Genomic DNA, 18,059 nt, shown 5'->3' on the forward strand with positions numbered 1-18,059 from the left:
CGATAGCGGCGATGGTCTAGGGTCCCGGTTCTTCGGTCGACAGGCGTTCGCCGGAGGACGTACGGCGGGTGCGACCGCAGACCAGGCCGGGCCTCCCCTACGATCATGATCCACTCGATCGTGGGAGGACATCGTGTCGGATACCGGTCTGCTGTGCGTGCACGCGCATCCCGATGACGAGGCGCTGTGGACCGGCGGGGTGCTGGCGCGCTACGCCGAGGCCGGCGTCCGTACGGGGGTCGTGACCTGCACGTGGGTGGAGGGGACGCGGCGCGTCGAGGAGCTGCGGCGCTCCCTGGCGATCCTGGGCGCCGGAGAGCCCCGGCTGCTTGGCTACTCCGACGCGGGCGCGAACGAGTCGGGAGGAGACGAGCGGTTCGTCGAGGCCGACGTCGACGGGGCGGTGGGGCGGCTGGTCGGGCACATCCGTGAGTTCCGGCCGGACGTCGTGGTCACCTATGACGCCTTCGGTGGCTACGGGCACCCGGACCACGTACGGGCGCACCGCGCGACCCTGGCCGCGGTCGAGGCGGCTGCGTACGAGCAGCTGTACCCGGAGGCCGGTGAGCCCTGGCAGGCGCGGACGCTGTACCTCGTGACCATCCCCCAGTCGGTCGTGCGCGCCGAGTGGGAGAAGATCTTCGGTGCCCCGCCCGAGGCCGGTCAGGTCCTGCCGGGAACGCCCGACGAGCAGGTCACCACGACGGTCGACGTACGAGCCTGGGCGGACCGCAAGTGGGAGGCGTTCCAGGCGCACGAGTCGGAGGCCGAGCGCGGGGCGGGGCCCGCGATGTTCGCGGGCCTGCCGGATGAGGAGCGCGAGCGTCTGCTCGCCACCGAGTGGTACATCCGCCGGGACCTCGTCGCGCCGCGGAGCGCCGATCTGATCTAGCATCCCCGGCATGATCACAGCCGTGTTGGCGTTCGCCGGGGTCGCCGCGTTGATCAACGTCACGCCTGGTCTGGACACCCTGCTGGTGGTGCGCACCTCCGCCGGTCAAGGGCGGCGCTTCGGTGTGGCCGCCGCCCTCGGGATCCTCTCCGGTTGTGTGGTGTGGAGCGTCGCGACGGCCGCGGGACTCACCGCGCTGCTCACCGCCTCACACCTGGCCTATGACGCCTTGCGCATCGCCGGAGCCGGCTATCTGACCTGGCTGGGCATCTCGGCGCTGGTCCGGTCCCGGAGACGGAGCGCACCCTCGCCTGGCGAGGCGTCTGATCAGGTCGCTCCTGATGCGGTGCCCCGTGGATGGCTCACCGCCTTCCGTTCCGGCATGGGCACCAACCTGCTCAATCCCAAGGCCGGCGTGTTCTACATGAGCCTGATCCCGCAGTTCATCCCGCACGGCGCGCCGACGTTCGGCACCACACTGCTGCTCAGCGCCGTGGACATGGTGGAGCTGGCGGTCTGGTACTGGGTGGTCTCCGGCGCCGCGCACGCGCTGAGCGAACGGATCCGGCGGCCGTCCTTCCGCCGCCGGATGGAGCAGATCAGCGGGATCGCGTTCCTCGGGTTCGCCGTCAACCTGCTCGTCGACGAGAAATGACCAGGGTCACTTCGTGAACTTCAGCAGGAACTCCACCTGACCGTTGTCCTGCGTCTGGATGGGGCCGAAGCTCGGGTTGGCGATCTTCCAGTCGGCGAACTTCACCGGGATCGACCCGCTCACGTCGAAGGCTCCCGGCGCGGTACGGGACGCGGTGACGTCGAAGGTGACCTTCCTGGTCTCCGCCTTGAGCGTGAGGTTCCCGGTCGCCTTCGTATTGATCTTCGCGCCGACCGCGGGCACGCTGCCGAGGTCGATGGGCTCGGTGAGGGCGAAGGTGGCCTTCGGGTACTTCGCGGTCTCCATGATGCGCCCCTGGAACTGCTGGTCGCGCCGGTCCTTGTCGCTCTTCACCGTGGTCAGGTCCACGGTGAACGAGCCCTTGGTCGCCTTGGTCCCGGCGATGGTCAGGTCGCCGGTGACGCCGTTCGTGCGCCCGACCGCCTCGGTGTTCTGGCCGAACAGCACCTCCTTCACCCGGTATCCGGCCTGCGATCCCGAGGCGGCCTTCCACGTTCCGTCGGCGGGCACCGCCGCGCCCGTGGCGGCCTGGGGTGAGGCCGAGACGCTCAGCGGTGCGGGCGCCTTGTCCTGGAAGAAGTGGATGTAGACGAACGGCCCTCCGACGACGAGGACGACGGCGACGGCCACTCCGATGAGCAGCAGGCGCTTCCAGTTGCGGGTCATGGACTCTCGATTCCCCGGTGATGGCGTGGACGGGTGCCATCCCACCAGCGGGGAATCAGAGAATCCTCAGAAGGGGTAGCGGGCGATCTCGCCCTGCATGGTGACCCACTGCGTCTCGGTGAACGCCTCGATGTTGGCCGCCGCGCCGCCGAAGCGCGAGCCCGTGCCCGACGCGCCGACGCCGCCGAACGGGGCGACGGCCTCGTCGTCGACGGTCTGGTCGTTGATGTGCACGATGCCGCTGGGGATGCGCTCGGCGAGGTCGAGGGCCTTCATGACGTCACGGGTGAGGATGCCGAGCGACAGGCCGTACTCGGTGCCGACGGCCAGTTCCACCGCCTCCTCCGCCGAGCCGAACACGCTGACGGGGGCGACCGGCCCGAAGACCTCGTCCGCGTACGCCGGGGTCTGCGGGGTGACGTCGGCGAGGACGGTCGGGCGGTAGAACAGCCCCTCGTACGTGCCGCCGGCGGCCAGGCGCGCGCCCGCCTCGACGCTCGCCGTGACCAGCGCGTGCACTCGGTTGCGCTGGCCCGCGTCGATGATGGGGCCCAGGGCGACCTGGTCGGTGGCGGGGTTCCCGACGGGCAGGCCGTCGGCCTTGGCGGCGAGCCGTTCGACGTACTCGCCGGCGATCCGCTCGTGGACGAGGTGCCGTCCGGTGGTCATGCAGATCTGGCCCTGGTGCATGAAGGAGCCGAACGCCGCGGCCGACACCGCCAGGTCGAGGTCGGCGTCGTCGAGGACGATGAGGGCGGAGTTGCCGCCGAGTTCCAGGTGGGCGCGCTTGAGGTGGCGTCCCGCCGCCGCCCCGACCGCGCGGCCGGCGGCGGTGGAGCCGGTGAAGGAGATGACCCGGACGTGCGGGTCGGCGACGAGCGCCTCACCGGCCTCGGCCCCGCCGGGCAGCATGTGCAGGACTCCGGCGGGCAGCCCGGCCTCCTCGAGGACGCGGGCGATGACGACGCCTCCGGAGACCGCCGTACGGGGGTCGGGCTTGAACACGACGGAGTTGCCGAGCGCGAGGGCCGGGGCGACCGAGCGGATGCCGAGGATGAGCGGGAAGTTGAAGGGCGCGATCACGCCGACGACGCCGGCGGGCACCCGGCGGGCGAGGCTGAGGCGCTTCTTGGCGGTCGGCAGGACGTCGCCGAGAGTGTGCGAGGCCAGCGCGGACGCCTCGTAGCACTCCTGCGCGGCGATGTGGGTCTCCAGGGCGGCCTTGGGCGGGATCGCGCCGGTCTCGCGGACGATCCACTGCTCGATCTCGGCGGCGTGCTGCTCGAACAGCAGGCCGGCGCGGCGGAGCACGGCCGCGCGCTCCTCGAACGAGGTGGCGGCCCAGCCCCGCTGGGCCTTGGCCGCCTCGGCCGCGGCCCGGGCGATGTCCTCGGCGGCGGCGTTGCCGGTGCGCCCGAGTTCGGCGCCGGTGGCGGGCTCCACGACGGGCGCCTCTCCGCCGGACGGCTCGTACCAGCCGTCGCCGAACACCGAGCCGGTCCAGGTCTTCTCGTCCAGCAGAGCCATGATGCGCGGTTCCTCCTCTTCGAGCGGTTTCGTCAGCCTATGCCCGGAGTGGAGGCCGCCAAAGGCCCAGACAGCGGGACCGTGCCGGACAGCGGCGCTGCCCGGCACGGTCGCGGTCGTCGGTCGGTCAGTTGTTGAGGTTGATGGTGATCGTGTTTCCGGTGGCCGTCACCGTGTGGGTGCTCGAGTTGTAGCTTCCGCCGCTCACCGAGGTGACCGAGGAGCTGGAGAAGACGGGCAGCGAGATGTAGGCGGTGCCGCCGGGCGGGGTGCCGGTGATGCTCACGGTGATCGCCCGGGCGCCCGGGTTCGTGACCGCGATCGAGACCCCGTAGGTGCTGCGCGAGCCGGAGCTCACGTTGTACGACGAGGTCAGGTTGCTCACCGAGACGGTCTGCCCGGCCGCCAGCCAGGAGTTGGGGATGCCGCGGCCGATGTAGAGCGGCCGGGTGTAGGTGTACGGGCCCGAACCCGACGACGCCAGTCCTTCGGCGACGATCGAGTTCAGCAGGCCCAGCTGCTGGCCCGCGAGCGGCCAGGCGTACGGGCAGGCGCCGAACTCCGGGCCCGCGTGGTTGCCGTTCCACGGGTTCGACGAGCTCGGGCCGCTGCCGTTGGCCTCCCACCAGGCGTTCGGGCCGCCCGTGGTGGTCGCCAGCTGCCAGGCGTAGCTGGTGATCGGCATGTCGCGGTACTTGTCGCCGTAGAGGCCGTCGGACGCGTAGAAGGTGTTGTAGCCGGTGGAGTAGCCGTTGAAGGCGCCGAAGGTCGGATAGGGGTAGCCCTGCGCGGACAGCCGGGCGAAGCCCCACTGGTACATGCGGTCGATCTGGCCGGGGTCGCCGATGACGCCGTTCAGCGCGCCGCCCATCAGCATCGTGTCGAACTGGTTCTGTCCCGCCCAGGCCGGCGACGCCCAGTTGGCGTCGTTGAAGGTGTTGCAGCGGTTGGCGCTGTTGGGCTTGTCGACCTCGCAGGGCAGGTAGTTGAAGCCGTTGGCCGACTCGTTGTTGCCGACCACCCTGTTCAGGGCGTTCAGGAGGTTGGTGTAGGCGGTGTCCGCGTACGTCGCCTCCGAGGTCAGGCCGAGCCTGGTCGCGATGTACTTGTAGGACGCGAGGCCGATCAGCGCCGAGTAGTTGCTGAACAGCCACTTGCCGGTCGAGTCGTTGTCGAAGTTGGTCTGCAGCGTGCCGTCGGAGTCGAGCTGCCCCTGGTAGTAGTTGTGCATCATCGTGTAGAGGCTGGGGCCCCACTTCGAGGAGCCGCCGGAGTCGTCGTGGAAGTAGCTGTTCACGAACGAGGTGTCGCCCGTCTTCGCCAGGTAGATCGCCCAGATCTCGGGCGTCTTCCAGACCCCGTCCCAGTACCAGTTCGCGCCCTTCTCGTCCCAGCCCGACGTCTCGGAGATCCGGGCGGTGAGCAGGAGGTTCTGCGCGTCGTGGAAGTCACCGGTCGACAGCTTGGCGATCAGCTCCCCGGGCACGTCGTGGTTGAGGATATAGGCGTAGTTGTTGGCTGCCGAGAACTGTGCCTTGCCCACCTGCATGATCAGGTTGTAGGCCGTGGCCGCCTTGTAGGCGTTGGTCATCGCCGTGCCCGGGTTGGCCAGGTTGCCGGTGTTCGGCAGGCTGACGTTGGGCAGCGAGAAGGTGTTCAGCTCGCCCAGCCGGCCGTTCCAGTACGAGGACATCTGGCTGTAGGCGGTGTCGTAGTTCGGCGCGCTGGAGGACAGCGTGCTCGTGCTGGGGAAGGCCGCCCCGCTGCCGAAGTTGTCGACCGCGGCCACGAAGTCGTGGTTGTTGGTCGCGCCCGCCGCGACCGTGTCCAGCGACGAACTGGTCAGCCGTACGAGGTTGGGCCCGGACCCGCCGGGTGACACGGTCACCGAGCTCGAGCCCTTGTTGGTCACCGAGACCCGGGTGTAGATCAGCGAGAAGGCGCTGCCGTTCAGCGTCACCTTGTTCGCGAAGTTCTTGATGGCGATGGTGACCGAACCGCTGGTGAACTGTGTCTTCAGGGCGGGCAGGTAGCCGTTGTCCATGGTCCACTGGACCGACTGCGCCGGGTGGCTGCCGCCGTAGTTGTAGGCGCTGAAGGAGTACATCCCGCCGCAGTACTGCGAGTTGTAGGTGCTGTTGACACCGCGCGCGAAGTACGACCCGGACAGGAAGGTCGTCACCGGCCAGTAGTTGCCGTCCCAGCCGAGCGCGCTGGTGTTGTAGTAGCCCTGAGAGTACGGGTCGTTGGGGGTGGGGAAGTTCGTCCCGTACGACCGGCCGAGGCCGGAGTTCCCGCACACGTTGTAGGCGGGCAGGGACGGGAAGCCCTCGTAGGTCCCGCTCCCCGGGTCGCCGCCGCCCTGGGTCGTGTAGTCCGGCAACTGCCAGACGCGGGAGGTCGCCGAGCTGCAGGGCAGCTGGACCAGCCCCGTGTTGGACGCCGAAGAGTCGCCCGAGGGCACGATGCACTTGCCGGAGTGAACGGCCTTGAGATTGAACGTCTTGTCACTCGCCGACACCGGCACCAGCTGGAACTTCTGACTGTTGTCCCCACTGCAGGCCGACTGCCCCACAGTGGCGTTGTCCGCGGTCGAGGCACCCGACACCCCGGCGCACTTACCCGCCACGGTGTTGATCGTGTACTGGTCACTGGTCCCCGAGACCGGAGCGAAGGTGAAGCTCTGATTCGTCCCCTGGTTACAGGACCACTGGATGAGCTGGATGTCGTCGGACGTACCCCACGGCACGTCCATACAGTTACCGCCGTTCTGATTCACGACGGTCGAGGAGAAGGACACCGCGGCCTCGGCCGAACTCGTCGGGGAGAGTGCGGTGGCCACGGCGAGGGCTCCGGCTGCGCAGAGCGAGAGCAGGCGGGAACGTCTCACGTGATCACATCCTTTCTGGCGGGACTGGGGCGTTGGCGGATGATGCGATCGGAGTACGTCAGGAGGCGGGCTCGCCGGAGGGCGCGGGCAGCGTCGTCCCGAGGCGCACCGGCGTACCGAAGTTCGGCGTGCCGTCGGCGTTCCAGGTGAACTTCTGCGCCCGCGTGGTGCGGTTCATGTCGCAGCCGCCGCCCGCCGAGTCGTTGGCGTGGTAGACCATCCAGCTCTCGGTGCCGTCGGGCGACGTGAAGAAGCCGTTGTGGCCCGGGCCGTAGACGCCGTTGGCGTCCGAGCGCTGGAACACCGGTGTCGACGACTTCACCCAGGACGACGAGTTCAGCGGGTCACCGCCGTCGTAGGTGAGCAGGCCGAGCTTGTAGTCCGGCGTGGAGCAGTGGCTGGCGGAGAAGACGATGAAGGTCTTGCCGCCGTGCTGGAGCACTTCGGGCGCCTCGTTGACCGCTCCCCCGACCGTCTCCCAGCCGTACGTCGGCGTGGCGAGCAGATGACGGGTTCCGCTCGCCGTCCACGGGTTGCTCAGCGGCCGGATGAACATCGGCTGGGAGCCGTCGTAGTAGGTCCCGAGCAGGTAGAGGTTGCCGTTCAGCTGAAGGATCGACGGGTCGAGCTCCCACGTGTTGTCCGCGGTCGGATCGAGCAGGTCGGCCTTGAAGCTGTACGGGCCCATCGGATCGGTGCCGGCGCTCTCCAGCACGTGGATGCGCTGGGTGCCGAGGTAGTCGGGGACGTTCGCCCCCGCGACGTAGTAGAGGTACCAGCGCGGGCCGTTGGGGCCGTTGAGCAGGTGGAACTCCGGCGCCCACATGTTGCAGCAGCCGTTCGACCGGGTCAGGTTGAAGATCACCGTGTCGGGGGCAGAGGCCAGGCCGCGCAGCGTCGTGGCCTTCCGCATGGTGATCGTGGAGTTCCAGGTGGTCGTGGCCAGGTAGTAGTAGCCGTTGTAGTACGTCATCCACGGGTCCGGCCCGTGCAGGTCGAGCGGGTTGGTGTAGGTCCCGCCCGTGGTGCCGCCCGCGCTGTAGTTCGGCAGCTGCCAGACGCGGGAGGTCGCCGAACTGCAGGGCAGCTGGACCAGGCCGGTGTTGGAGGCCGAGGCATCACCCGAGGGCACGATGCACTTGCCGGAGTGAACGGCCTTGAGATTGAACGTCTTGTCACTCGCCGACACCGGCACCAGCTGGAACTTCTGACTGTTGTCCCCACTGCAGGCCGACTGCCCCACGGTGGCGTTGTCCGCGGTCGAGGCACCCGACACCCCGGCGCACTTACCCGCCACGGTGTTGATCGTGTACTGATCGGAAGTCCCCGAGACCGGAGCGAAGGTGAAGCTCTGATTCGTCCCCTGGTTACAGGACCACTGGATGAGCTGGATGTCGTCGGACGTACCCCACGGCACGTCCATACAGTTACCGCCGTTCTGATTCACGACGGTCGAGGAGAAGGACACCGCGGCCTCGGCCGAACTCGTCGGGGAGAGTGCGGTCGTGAGGAGCAGGGCCGCGGACAGTTGGAACAGGACTCGTGAGCGCCGCACGGAACCCCCATTACGGGTAGGCGTGGCAGAGGACTCACGACAGTGGAAGCGCCGTCCGTGAAAAGTGCGCCTACCCGGCCACCGGCGGAGGTGTCCCAATTGTTGATGATCGTCCAAGGGCTGGCAAGGGTCTTTCACGGACACAGCAAGATCCGTGAACCCATTTCGGTACGGCCCGGAAATCTCGGCGTTGACACGGCTCGTACAGCGTGTTTACGTTACCGAAAACGTTTTAGGTGTTTTCGGTATCTCCGGAGGAGGCGGAGAGGAAAACGTGTGCCCGGCTCGTGAGCGAGTACCCGGCCGCTCGCGGGCCGGGCACCGGCTGGATTCCGTCACAGGTCCACTCCGTGCGGCGGCGGCCGCCCGTCACAGCCCCTCTGGACGGAGCCGCGTTCGCCGGATCGGCTCGACCAGGTCCCTACGCGGCCCGGTCGAGTGAGCCGGCCGCCGATCGGCGGGAGATGCGCGCTCGTTGGCGCGCCTTCGCCGATCGGCGGCCGGCTCGTGTTCAGGTCACGCGGGCGGCCGCCCGATCACCGCGCGAGACCGGCGATCTCGGACGCTGAGAGAGCGCGGCTGTAGACGCGCAGGTCGTCGATCGCACCGTCCAGGTACGGGTCCGAATACTGGGACCGGCCGAGGCGGTTCTGGGCCGTGCCGCCGAGGCCGCCCGGGGTGAGGGACATCGCCGTGTTGCGGGCCACTTCGGCGCCGTTGACGTAGAGCACCCCGACGCCACCGCCGAGGGTGACGGCGACGTGCGTCCAGGCGCCGGTCGGCAGCGCCGCCGGGGCGTTGATCTGCTGCTCGCCGCCCGCACCCGAGGTCGTGATGGCGAACCTCGCGGTGCCGGAGCCGCTCTGCGGAGTGAGGAACATGTTGGTCGTGGTGTCGCTGCCGAAGTCGAACACCCGGGCCCACGCGCTGCTCGTGTTCAGGCGCACCCAGGCGGCGACGGTGCAGGCGGCCGCGCCGGCCAGGATGCCGGCGGGCAGCGTGACGTACCCGGAGGAGCCGTCGAGGCCGACCGCGTTCCCGCTGTGTCCCGTCGTCCAGGTCGTGCCGCCGGCCAGCGTGGCGGTCTTGCCGTTGCCGCTGGAGTCCTGGGCCGACGTCCCGGAGGTCTCGTCGAACTTGTACCAGGCGACCAGTTCCGGCAGCGTCTTGGAGACGGTCCAGTACACCGTGTAGCGCTGGTGGTGCATCTTGTAGAACGGCAGCAGCGTGACGGTCCCGGTGCTCGCCGTCGCCGTGTACTGCAGCGGTGTGCTCGTCGCCTGCACGCTGGACGGGGTGAGCGTCGGCAGCGCCGACAGGTCGGTCGAGCCGTAGGCGCCCGCGAGGACGATCGGCCCGATCTTCACGGCCTGGGTGGTGGCGCTGTCGGGAGCGGCGGGGAAGCTGAGCGCCATCGGGAGCGTCAGGTTCACCACGTCCCCGGACGACCAGGTCCGGTTGATCGTCGCGTACCCGCCCGGACTGGCGGCGACCGCCGAGCCGTTGACCGTCAGCACCGCGCCCGCGGCCCAGCCGGGGACCCGGATCTTCATGGTGAACGTGCCGGAGCCGGTGACGGTCAGCTTCGTCGACGCGGCCTCCGGGAAGGTGGTGTCCTGCCGGATCGTGACTCCCTGGGCCGCCCAGTTCAGCGTCGAGGCGACGAAGAGGTTCACGTACAGCGTGCTGCCGCCGTAGAAGTAGATGCTGTCGGCGAACTTCGTGTGCGTCTCCATCCCGGTGCCGTGATCGCACGTGAAGTCGTCGTAGTCGTTGCTGTAGGTCTTGATCCCGCCGGCGCGCAGCGGCGTGTAGTACGTGACGAACCCGTGCGCGGAGTTCGGGTCCTGCTCGCCGAGCATCTGGTTCCAGAGAGTGCGCTCGTAGTAGTCGATGTAGTCGGTGCGCGACGGGTCGGTGAAGAACAGCTGCCGGGTCAGCTTGAGCATGTTGTAGCTGTTGCAGACCTCGCAGGTGGTGTCGGAGAGCTGGCCCGCGATGCTGTCCGGCGTCTGGAAGTACTCGCCGTTGGAGTTCCCGCCGATGACGTACGTGTGGTGCCCGACGACGATGTCCCAGAAATTGGTTGCGATGTCGTGGTATCGCGTCGTGCCCGTCGCGTGGTACTCACGGATCGCCCCGAGCATCTTGGGGATCTGGGTGTTGGCGTGGAAGCCCGCCAGCTGGTCGCTGTCGGCGGCGAGCGGGTCGAACATCCGCGCGTGGTCGAAGTACTTGGCGGTCGTCAGATGGTCGGGGTCGCCGGTCACCTGGTACAGGTTGGCCAGGACCTCGTTCATCCCGCCGAACTCCGTGTCGAGCATGCTCTGCTGCTGGCTGTAACTGAGCCGGCCCATGCGGAACTTGACCCACGCGGCCATGGCCTTCAGAACGGTCAGCGCCTGCGCGTTGCCCGCGAGCAGGTACTGGTCGAGCAGGCCCGCCATGATCTTGTGCAGCGTGTAGTACGGCGCCCAGACGTTCTGGCGGGTTTCGACCCGGTCGATGAAGCTCTCCGGGTAGGCGGCCAGGAAGCCGCTGTTGTACCCGGCCGCCGTGGCGCGCGCCTGGCAGGTGGCCAGCGCGCCGACGATGTAGTCACCCTTGGTCTTGAACGAGGACGCGCCGGTGTTCGCGTACGACTGGGCGAGGGCGCTGAGCAGATGCCCGGTCGAGTGCCCGCGCAGCTCCACGTCCGGGGCCTCCCAGCCGCCGCAGGGCTGCGCGCTCGAGGACAGGCCGTAGTTGAGGCGGAAGGTGTGCAGGAGCCGGTCGGCGTCGACGAAGTTCAGGTACGCCTGCGTACGGGTCATGTTCTGCTGGAACGGACCGCTCAGCAGGGTCACCGCCGAGAGCGGGAACGCGTAGACGGAGACTCCGGCGTCGGTCCGCGCGGCCAGGGCTGCTCGGGCTGCTTGAGCTGCTTGGGCTGCCCGGGCTGTTCTGGGCAGCCCCACCGCGCCGAGCATCGACCCGCCGACGACGGCGGCGCCCGCGCTCAGGAGCGTTCTCCGGTTGATCGAGGTCTGGGTCTCGGACGGCGTGCTGGCAGGGCGTGAGCGTCTCACTGAACCCCCAAGGTGGGTAGGCGTGACAGGTGCTCACGACGGTGGAAAGCGTGGCTCCTGCGAGAAGTACGCCTACCCGGACCACCGGCGCGGTTCCTCGATTGTTGATGATCGGGATGACGCTGACAAGACGGCTTTCACGCCCGTTCGAGAGCAGTCGGATGCCGGCCCGGAGGCCACCGGCCGCCGGAGAAGGCGCAGCCGCTCTCCTCAGCAGGCACGAACCACGGCCGGTGACCGGCCGACGCCGCCTTGGGTGAATTCTCACCCGGCTTTCATCATCGGCTCAGGGACCCCCAACGTCCGCCGCCGACCGTCGAGTCATGACATCGATGACCGGACCACCCCGGCAGGCCGACCCCGGGCAGGGCGCCTCGGCCTCCCGGAGCACCAACCCGGCGCGCCGGTTGCTCCGCGGCGACGCCGCCGACCCGGCCTGGGCGCGCCCGGCACTGCTCGGACTGCTCGCCGCGACGGCGGTGCTGTACGTATGGGGCCTCGGCGCCTCCGGCTGGGCCAACTCCTTCTACTCGGCGGCCGTCCAGGCCGGAACACACAGCTGGAAGGCCTTCTTCTTCGGCTCCTCCGACGCGGCGAACTTCATCACCGTCGACAAGACGCCGATGGCGCTGTGGCCGATGGAACTGTCCGCCCGCATTTTCGGCGTGAACTCCTGGAGCGTCCTGGTGCCGCAGGCTCTCATGGGGGTCGCGACCGTCGGAGTGCTGTACGCGGCGGTCCGGCGTTCCCTCAGCGGGCTCGGCGACCGGGTGCGGACCGGCGAACGCGGTGACCGGATCGCGATCGGCGGGGCGCTGCTGGCCGGGGCGGTCCTCGCGACCACCCCGGTGGCCGCGCTGATGTTCCGCTTCAACAACCCGGACGCGCTGCTCGTACTGCTGCTCACCCTCGGCGCGTACGGGCTGGTGCGGGCGCTGGAGAACGCGAGCACGCGGTGGCTCGTGATCGCCGCCTCCTGCGTGGGGCTCGCCTTCCTGGCCAAGATGATGCAGGCGTTCCTGGTCGTGCCCGCGTTCGCGCTGGTGTACCTGCTGCTGGCGCCCGCGCCGATCTGGCGGCGGGTCCGGCAGCTGCTGCTCGCCGGTGTGGCGCTGGTCGTGGCGGCCGGCTGGTGGGTCGCGATCGTCGCCCTCGTCCCGGCGGGCTCCCGCCCGTACATCGGTGGCTCGCAGCACAACAGCGTCCTGGAACTGGCGCTCGGCTACAACGGCCTCGGCCGCCTGAACGGCGACGAGACCGGCGGCCTCGGCAACCTGAACCAGGACGCCGGATGGACCCGGATGTTCGACGCGGAGCTCGGCGGGCAGATCGCCTGGCTGTTGCCCGCCGCGCTGGTCCTGCTGGTCGCCAGCCTCGCGCTGACGTGGGGACGGGACCGCCGGAGGGAGTTCGCCGGATTCGCGCTGTGGGGCGGCTGGCTGCTGGTCACCGGCCTGGTGTTCAGCTTCATGCAGGGGATCTTCCACGGCTACTACACGATCGCGCTGGCCCCGGCGGTCGCGGCGCTCACCGGCATGGGCGCGGCGGTGCTGTGGCGCGAGCGGCACCGACCGGCCGCCGCCGTGCCCCTTGCCGGCGCCGTCGCGCTGACCGCGTGGTGGTCGTACGTCCTGCTCGGCCGCACCCCGGACTTCCTGCCGTGGCTGCGGTTCGTCGTGCTGGTCGGCGGCCTGCTCGCCGCCGCGCTGCTCGCCTCTGCCGGCCGCGCCCCGCGCCGGGTCATCGGAGCGGCCGTGGCCGTCGCCGCCCTGACGTCGGTCGCCGGCCCGGCCGCGTACGCCGTCGACACGGCGAACACGTCGCATACCGGAGCGATCCCCACGGCGGGACCGTCGTCCGGCGGGCCCGGCGGAATGCCCGGATTCGGCGGCCGCCGGGGCGGCCCCGGCGCGCGCGGCGGCTTCGGCGGACGACAGAACCGGTTCCCCGGAGGCGGGTTCCCCGGAGGCGGCCAGGGCGGCACCGGCGGCATGCCGCAGGCGCCCGGCGGTGCCGGAGGCGCCATGGGCGGACCGGGTTCGACCAGGAGGCCCGGTGGCATGGGCGGCCCCGGTGGGCTGCTGAACGCCACCACCCCGAGCGCCGCGCTGACCGCCTTGCTCAAGCAGAACGCGCGCTCGTACACCTGGGTCGCGGCGACGGTCGGGTCCAACAACGCCTCCGGATACCAGCTGGCCACCGGCGCGCCGGTCATGGCGCTCGGCGGGTTCAACGGCACCGACCCGGCGCCGAGCCTGCAGAGGTTCCAGCAGTACGTCGCCGCCGGCAGGATCCACTACTTCATCGGCGGGTCGGGCATGGGCATGATGCGCGGCGGCAACTCCAGCGGCAGCGACGACGCCCAGCAGATCGCGACCTGGGTGCAGCAGCACTACACCGCCAAGACCGTCGGCGGCGTCACGGTCTACGACCTTTCTCAGACACGTTGATCCGGCGGCTCATCCCGCTCTCACGTTCACCGCCGAGCATCGGAAGTACCGCGAGAGATCGGAGGAGAAGAAATGGAAAGGTGGGAGGACGGCGGACGCCGGGACCGGCGCGTGTCCCTGGTCCGCCGCATCACCGTCTGGGCCTCGGCCGGTTCGCTGGCCGTGGCCGCCGGGCTGGCGGCCGTCTTCGGCGTCACGCAGGCCGACTCACAGACGAAGACCGGAACCACGACGAGCACCGGATCGGACTCGGGCACGACCGGCGGCTCGTCCGGCTCGAGCAGCACGACGGACTCCGGATCCAGCGGCGGGCTCACCCAGCCCACGCAGGCACCCGGATCAGGTTCGTCGAACGGATCCGGCACCGTCACCTCAGGAGGATCGTGATGGGCACCGCTCAGGAGACCTTCCCGCTGTGGGGCGGCTCGGCGACCGTCGCGGTCACCGAGCCGGACCGCCTGGCCGTCGCCCGCGCGGCCGTCGACCGGGTGATCCGCGACGTCGACGCCGCCTGCAGCGCCTACCGCGACGATTCGGACCTGGCCCGAGTGAACGCCGGCTCCGGATACGCCGTCCGGGTCAGCACGACATTCTTGGACGTGCTGCAGGCGGCGCTGCGCGCCGCCGAACTCACCGGCGGGCTGGTCGACCCGACCGCCGTCGGACGGTCGGCGGGAGCCGTCAGGCTGTCGCCGGGGACCGAGGTCACGCGTCCCAACGACGTCACCGCCTTCCGCACCGGCATGGAGGCCGGACGATCGCCGAGGACCGAGAACACCCGCCCGAACGACACCGCCGCATTCGGCGGCGGCATGGAGTCCGGACAGTCGGCGGGAACCAAGGACATCCACCCAAACGACGGCACCGCATTCCGCACCGGCACAGAGACCGGCTGGTCGGCGAAGACCGAAGACACCCGCCCGAACAACGCCGCCGCATTCCGCACCGGCACAGAGACCGGACGATCGACGAAGACCGAAGACACCCGCCCGAACGACATCGCCGCATTCCGCGGCGGCACAGAGACCGGACGATCGGCGACGGCCGACGTGACCCGTCCGAACGATGTCGCTGCCTTCCGCGGCGGCGCGGAGGCCGGGCGGTCCCGGCTGGGACCGGGGTTCGCCGTGCCGACCGGCAAGGACTGGCGGTCGATCGAGATCATCCCGGCGTCCACGACCGTGTCGGTGCCGCGCGGGCTCACCTTGGACTTCGGCGCCGTCGGCAAGGCGTTCGCCGCCGACCGGGCGGCCGCCGAGGCGAGCGCGGCGGCAGGCTGCGGCGTGCTCGTCGCGCTGGCCGGCGACATCGCGGTCGCCGGGCCCGTGCCGGTGAACGGCTGGCCGGTCCGCGTGGCGGACGACCACCGGCTGAGGCCGGACGGAAGCCTGCCGCCCGGTCAGGACATCACGCTCCGCGCGCCAGGCGGGCTGGCCACCTCCAGCCTCGCGGTCCGGACCCGCCGCATGGCGGACGGCCGTACGGTCACGCACATCGTCGACCCCCGAACCGGCATGCCGGTCCGCGGCCCGTGGCGCACCGTCTCGGTGTCGGCGGGGACCTGCGTCGACGCCAACACCGCCAGCACCGCCGCCCTCGTGCGCGGCCACGGGGCCGGCGGCTGGCTGGCCCGGCACGGGCTGCCGTCGCGGCTCGTCCACGCCGACGGCTGGGTGCACACGATCGTCGGCTGGCCGGACGACCACAGCGAGCGCCCCGGCGTGAAGGTGGCCGGGTGATGGCCCTCTGGTACGCCACCCGGGCGTTCGGCCTGGTATCGATGGTGCTGCTCACGGCCGTGACCGTGCTCGGCCTGCTCGTCGCGGCCCGCAGCGCGCGCGGCCCGCGAATGGGGAATCCGCCGACGGCCGGCTCGCGGGCAGGCGACCGGGGAGCGTCGGCCTCGCGCGCGGGAAACCCCCGGGCCGGGGGCTCCGGGCGGCGTCCGGCGGGAACGCGCCGCGCGTCGTACGTGGTGACCGCGCTGCACCGTTCGCTGTCGCTGCTGTCGGTGGTCCTCATCGCGCTGCACGTGGCGACGAGCGTGATCGACTCGTACGTCGCGATCCGGTGGGTCGACGCGGTCGTCCCCTTCGTCTCCGCGTACCGCCCCTTCTGGGTCGGGCTCGGGTCGGTCGCGCTCGACCTGATCATCGCCTTGGTGGTCACGAGCCTGCTGCGGGTCCGGCTCGGGCTGCGCACCTGGCGCGCCGTGCACTGGCTGGCGTACGCGTCCTGGCCGGTAGCGCTGGTCCACGGGCTGGGAATCGGCACGGACGACACGGTCGTGCTCACGCTCGCCGTCGGCTGCACCGCCGCCGTCGCGGCGGCCGCAGTGATCCGCGCCGCCGCAGCCCGGCAGGCCGCCACCGTCAAGCGCGCCACCATGGCCGGCCCAGCGGTCATGGCGGAACACGCCACCGTGGCCGGCCACACCACCACGGCGGGACACACCACCGTGGCCGGATACATCACCACGGCCGGACACCCCACCATGGCCGCACACATCGCCACGACCGACCACGCGGCCATGGCCGAACACACCGCCCGGATCGAACCGGATGTCGCCGACATGCCGCCGAATCTTGCCCGCCGGTCCGCGCCGGCGGCCGCTCCCACCTACGGAGGACCACGATGACGGAGCGACTGCTGACCGTGACCGGCCCGGACCTGAGCCGACACCTCACCCGGCACGGCAACCTGCCCTTGCGCGGCCCGGCACGGCCGGGCTCGCTGGGACCGCTCGCCGAGGAGATCGCCGCCGCCGGCCTCCGGGGGCGTGGCGGCGGCTGGTTCCCCACCGCGCGGAAGCTGGCGGCGGCCGCCCGTGGTGGTGGTGAACGCCATGGAGGGCGAGCCGCTGAGCGCCAAGGACGCACGGTTGCTGGCGGTCGCGCCTCACCTGGTCCTGGACGGGGCGGCCCTGGCCGCCGAGACGGTCGGCGCGGACCGCATCATCCTGGCGGTGCCAGTGGGCGGCGCGGACCCGGTACTGCGAAACGTCACGACCGAACACACCCACCACAGCACCGGCCCCGCGCCGGTGAGCGGCCCGGGGACGGCGATGCGGGGCATCATGGCCGAACACGCCCACCACAGCACCGACCCCATGCAGGTGGGCGGCCTGGTGTCGGCATTGCGAAGCGTCGTGGCCGGGCGCGCCCGCCGAGGCATCGACCCGGTGCCGATCGAGGTGGTTGAAGGGCCCGACCGCTTCCTGTCCGGTCAGGAGAGCGCGCTGGTGCGCTGGATCGACGGCGGCCCGGCGATCCCCACCACGAACCGGCCCTACGAGCAGGGGATCGGCGGCCGGGCCACCCTCGTGAGCAACGCTGAGACGTTCGCGCACGTCGCGCTGATCGCCCGCCATGGAGCGACCTGGTTCCGGTCTGTGGGCACCGCCGATGATCCCGGAACCATGCTGGTCAGCGTCTCGGACCCGGACATCCGAGTGCTCGAGGTCCCGGTCGGCACGCCGGTGGGCGCGGTGACGGGGCCGGCGCCGGCCGTCCTCCTCGGCGGGTACGGCGGCGCATGGCTGCCGGGCGACCGGGCCCGGGAACTCCCGCTGGCACCCGAGCCCCTCCAGGCGGCGGGCGCGGCCCTCGGCGCGGGAATCGTGTCGGCTCTCCCGTACGGGGTCTGCGGCCTGCGCCGCACCGCCGCGATCGCGGGCTGGATGTCCGGGCAGGGGGCCCGGCAGTGCGGACCGTGCCTGTTCGGGCTGCCGGCGGTCGCCGGGGACCTGGCGCTCCTCGCCGACGGCCGAGCGACGCGCGCCGACGTGGACCGGCTGCGCGCGCGGACAGGGCTGCTGCCGGGGCGGGGCGGATGCGCCCATCCCGACGGTGTCGCCCGGCTGACCGGTAGCGCGCTGCGCGTCTTCGCCGACGAGGTGGAGGCCCACCTGCACGGTCACTGCGTGGAGACCCTGACGTACCGGAGGGCGAGTTGAGCACCATGGAACTGCGAATCGACCGCATCGCCTGTGACGGCGCCGGCTTGTGCGCGGAGATCCTTCCCGAGCTGGTCACTCTCGACGAGTGGGGGTATCCGATCATCGAGGATGCCCGGGTCGGGCCCGGCCGGCAGGCGAACGCCCGCCGGGCGGTCTCCCTGTGCCCGCGCCTGGCGCTGCGCCTGGCCGAATCCCGGCAGCGTACACCGCCGAGCTCCAGAGCCGCCTGAACCCGCGCGGCACCACCGCACCCCAGAACCGCCCCAACCAGCACCGCACCACCGCAATCCAAACCCGCCTGAACCCGCACGGCACCACCGCACCCCAGAGCCGCCTGAACCAGCGCGGCAGCGCCCTCCAGAGCGGCACGGCCGCCG

General features: G+C 70.7%; 13 protein-coding genes. 8 read left to right on the plus strand and 5 right to left on the minus strand.

Annotated elements, in window-relative coordinates; genetic code table 11:
* Positions 1-133: 133 nt before the first annotated feature.
* Positions 134-892: a PIG-L family deacetylase gene (locus ACQP2O_RS41860; protein ID WP_433174755.1), complete on the plus strand. Its 759-nt coding sequence runs from the start codon at positions 134-136 to the stop codon at positions 890-892.
* A 10-nt stretch (positions 893-902) separates the two neighbouring features.
* The gene (locus ACQP2O_RS41865; RefSeq protein WP_433174757.1) at positions 903-1,547 is read left to right on the plus strand and encodes a LysE family translocator; all 645 of its coding nucleotides are present in this window, start codon (positions 903-905) and stop codon (positions 1,545-1,547) included.
* A gap of 6 nt (positions 1,548-1,553) precedes the next feature.
* Here the strand turns inward: ACQP2O_RS41865 and ACQP2O_RS41870 are convergent, their stop codons facing one another.
* From ACQP2O_RS41870 to ACQP2O_RS41890, 5 genes are all read right to left on the minus strand, one after another.
* Entirely contained in the window at positions 1,554-2,234 is a 681-nt protein-coding gene (locus ACQP2O_RS41870; RefSeq protein WP_433174758.1) for a YceI family protein, read from the minus strand.
* A 66-nt stretch (positions 2,235-2,300) separates the two neighbouring features.
* Positions 2,301-3,761 carry a benzaldehyde dehydrogenase gene (locus ACQP2O_RS41875; protein WP_433174759.1) on the minus strand — a complete coding sequence of 487 codons (1,461 nt, stop codon included), beginning with the start codon at positions 3,759-3,761 and terminating at the stop codon, positions 2,301-2,303.
* Positions 3,762-3,888: 127 nt separating this feature from the next.
* Positions 3,889-6,651, minus strand: a complete 2,763-nt coding sequence (locus ACQP2O_RS41880) for an RICIN domain-containing protein (protein ID WP_433174760.1) — start codon at positions 6,649-6,651, stop codon at positions 3,889-3,891.
* Positions 6,652-6,709: 58 nt separating this feature from the next.
* Complete coding sequence (locus ACQP2O_RS41885; protein ID WP_433174761.1) at positions 6,710-8,206, minus strand: family 43 glycosylhydrolase; 1,497 nt, start codon at positions 8,204-8,206, stop codon at positions 6,710-6,712.
* Between the two features lie 536 nt (positions 8,207-8,742).
* Positions 8,743-11,274 carry a beta-L-arabinofuranosidase domain-containing protein gene (locus ACQP2O_RS41890; RefSeq protein ID WP_433174762.1) on the minus strand — a complete coding sequence of 844 codons (2,532 nt, stop codon included), beginning with the start codon at positions 11,272-11,274 and terminating at the stop codon, positions 8,743-8,745.
* Between the two features lie 323 nt (positions 11,275-11,597).
* Between ACQP2O_RS41890 and ACQP2O_RS41895 the strand changes: the two genes are divergently transcribed.
* The 6 genes from ACQP2O_RS41895 (at position 11,598) to ACQP2O_RS41920 (ending at position 17,912) form a co-directional block, all read left to right on the plus strand.
* Positions 11,598-13,724, plus strand: coding sequence for an ArnT family glycosyltransferase (locus ACQP2O_RS41895; RefSeq protein ID WP_433174763.1), 2,127 nt, complete (start codon positions 11,598-11,600; stop codon positions 13,722-13,724).
* 72 nt (positions 13,725-13,796) lie between these two features.
* Positions 13,797-14,111: a hypothetical protein gene (locus ACQP2O_RS41900; protein ID WP_433174764.1), complete on the plus strand. Its 315-nt coding sequence runs from the start codon at positions 13,797-13,799 to the stop codon at positions 14,109-14,111.
* A complete protein-coding gene (locus ACQP2O_RS41905) occupies positions 14,111-15,463 on the plus strand; it encodes an FAD:protein FMN transferase (protein ID WP_433174765.1) in 1,353 nt (450 codons plus the stop codon). The genes ACQP2O_RS41900 and ACQP2O_RS41905 overlap by 1 nt, the downstream gene beginning before the upstream one ends.
* Complete coding sequence (locus ACQP2O_RS41910; protein WP_433174767.1) at positions 15,463-16,362, plus strand: ferric reductase-like transmembrane domain-containing protein; 900 nt, start codon at positions 15,463-15,465, stop codon at positions 16,360-16,362. Before ACQP2O_RS41905 ends, ACQP2O_RS41910 begins: the two co-directional genes overlap by 1 nt.
* A gap of 207 nt (positions 16,363-16,569) precedes the next feature.
* Positions 16,570-17,679, plus strand: coding sequence for an NADH-ubiquinone oxidoreductase-F iron-sulfur binding region domain-containing protein (locus ACQP2O_RS41915; protein ID WP_433191330.1), 1,110 nt, complete (start codon positions 16,570-16,572; stop codon positions 17,677-17,679).
* A gap of 5 nt (positions 17,680-17,684) precedes the next feature.
* Positions 17,685-17,912, plus strand: coding sequence for a ferredoxin (locus tag ACQP2O_RS41920; protein WP_433191332.1), 228 nt, complete (start codon positions 17,685-17,687; stop codon positions 17,910-17,912).
* Positions 17,913-18,059: the final 147 nt, after the last annotated feature.

Origin of the sequence: Actinoallomurus sp. CA-150999, from assembly GCF_050942425.1 — a bacterium.
Lineage (GTDB): Bacteria > Actinomycetota > Actinomycetes > Streptosporangiales > Streptosporangiaceae > Actinoallomurus.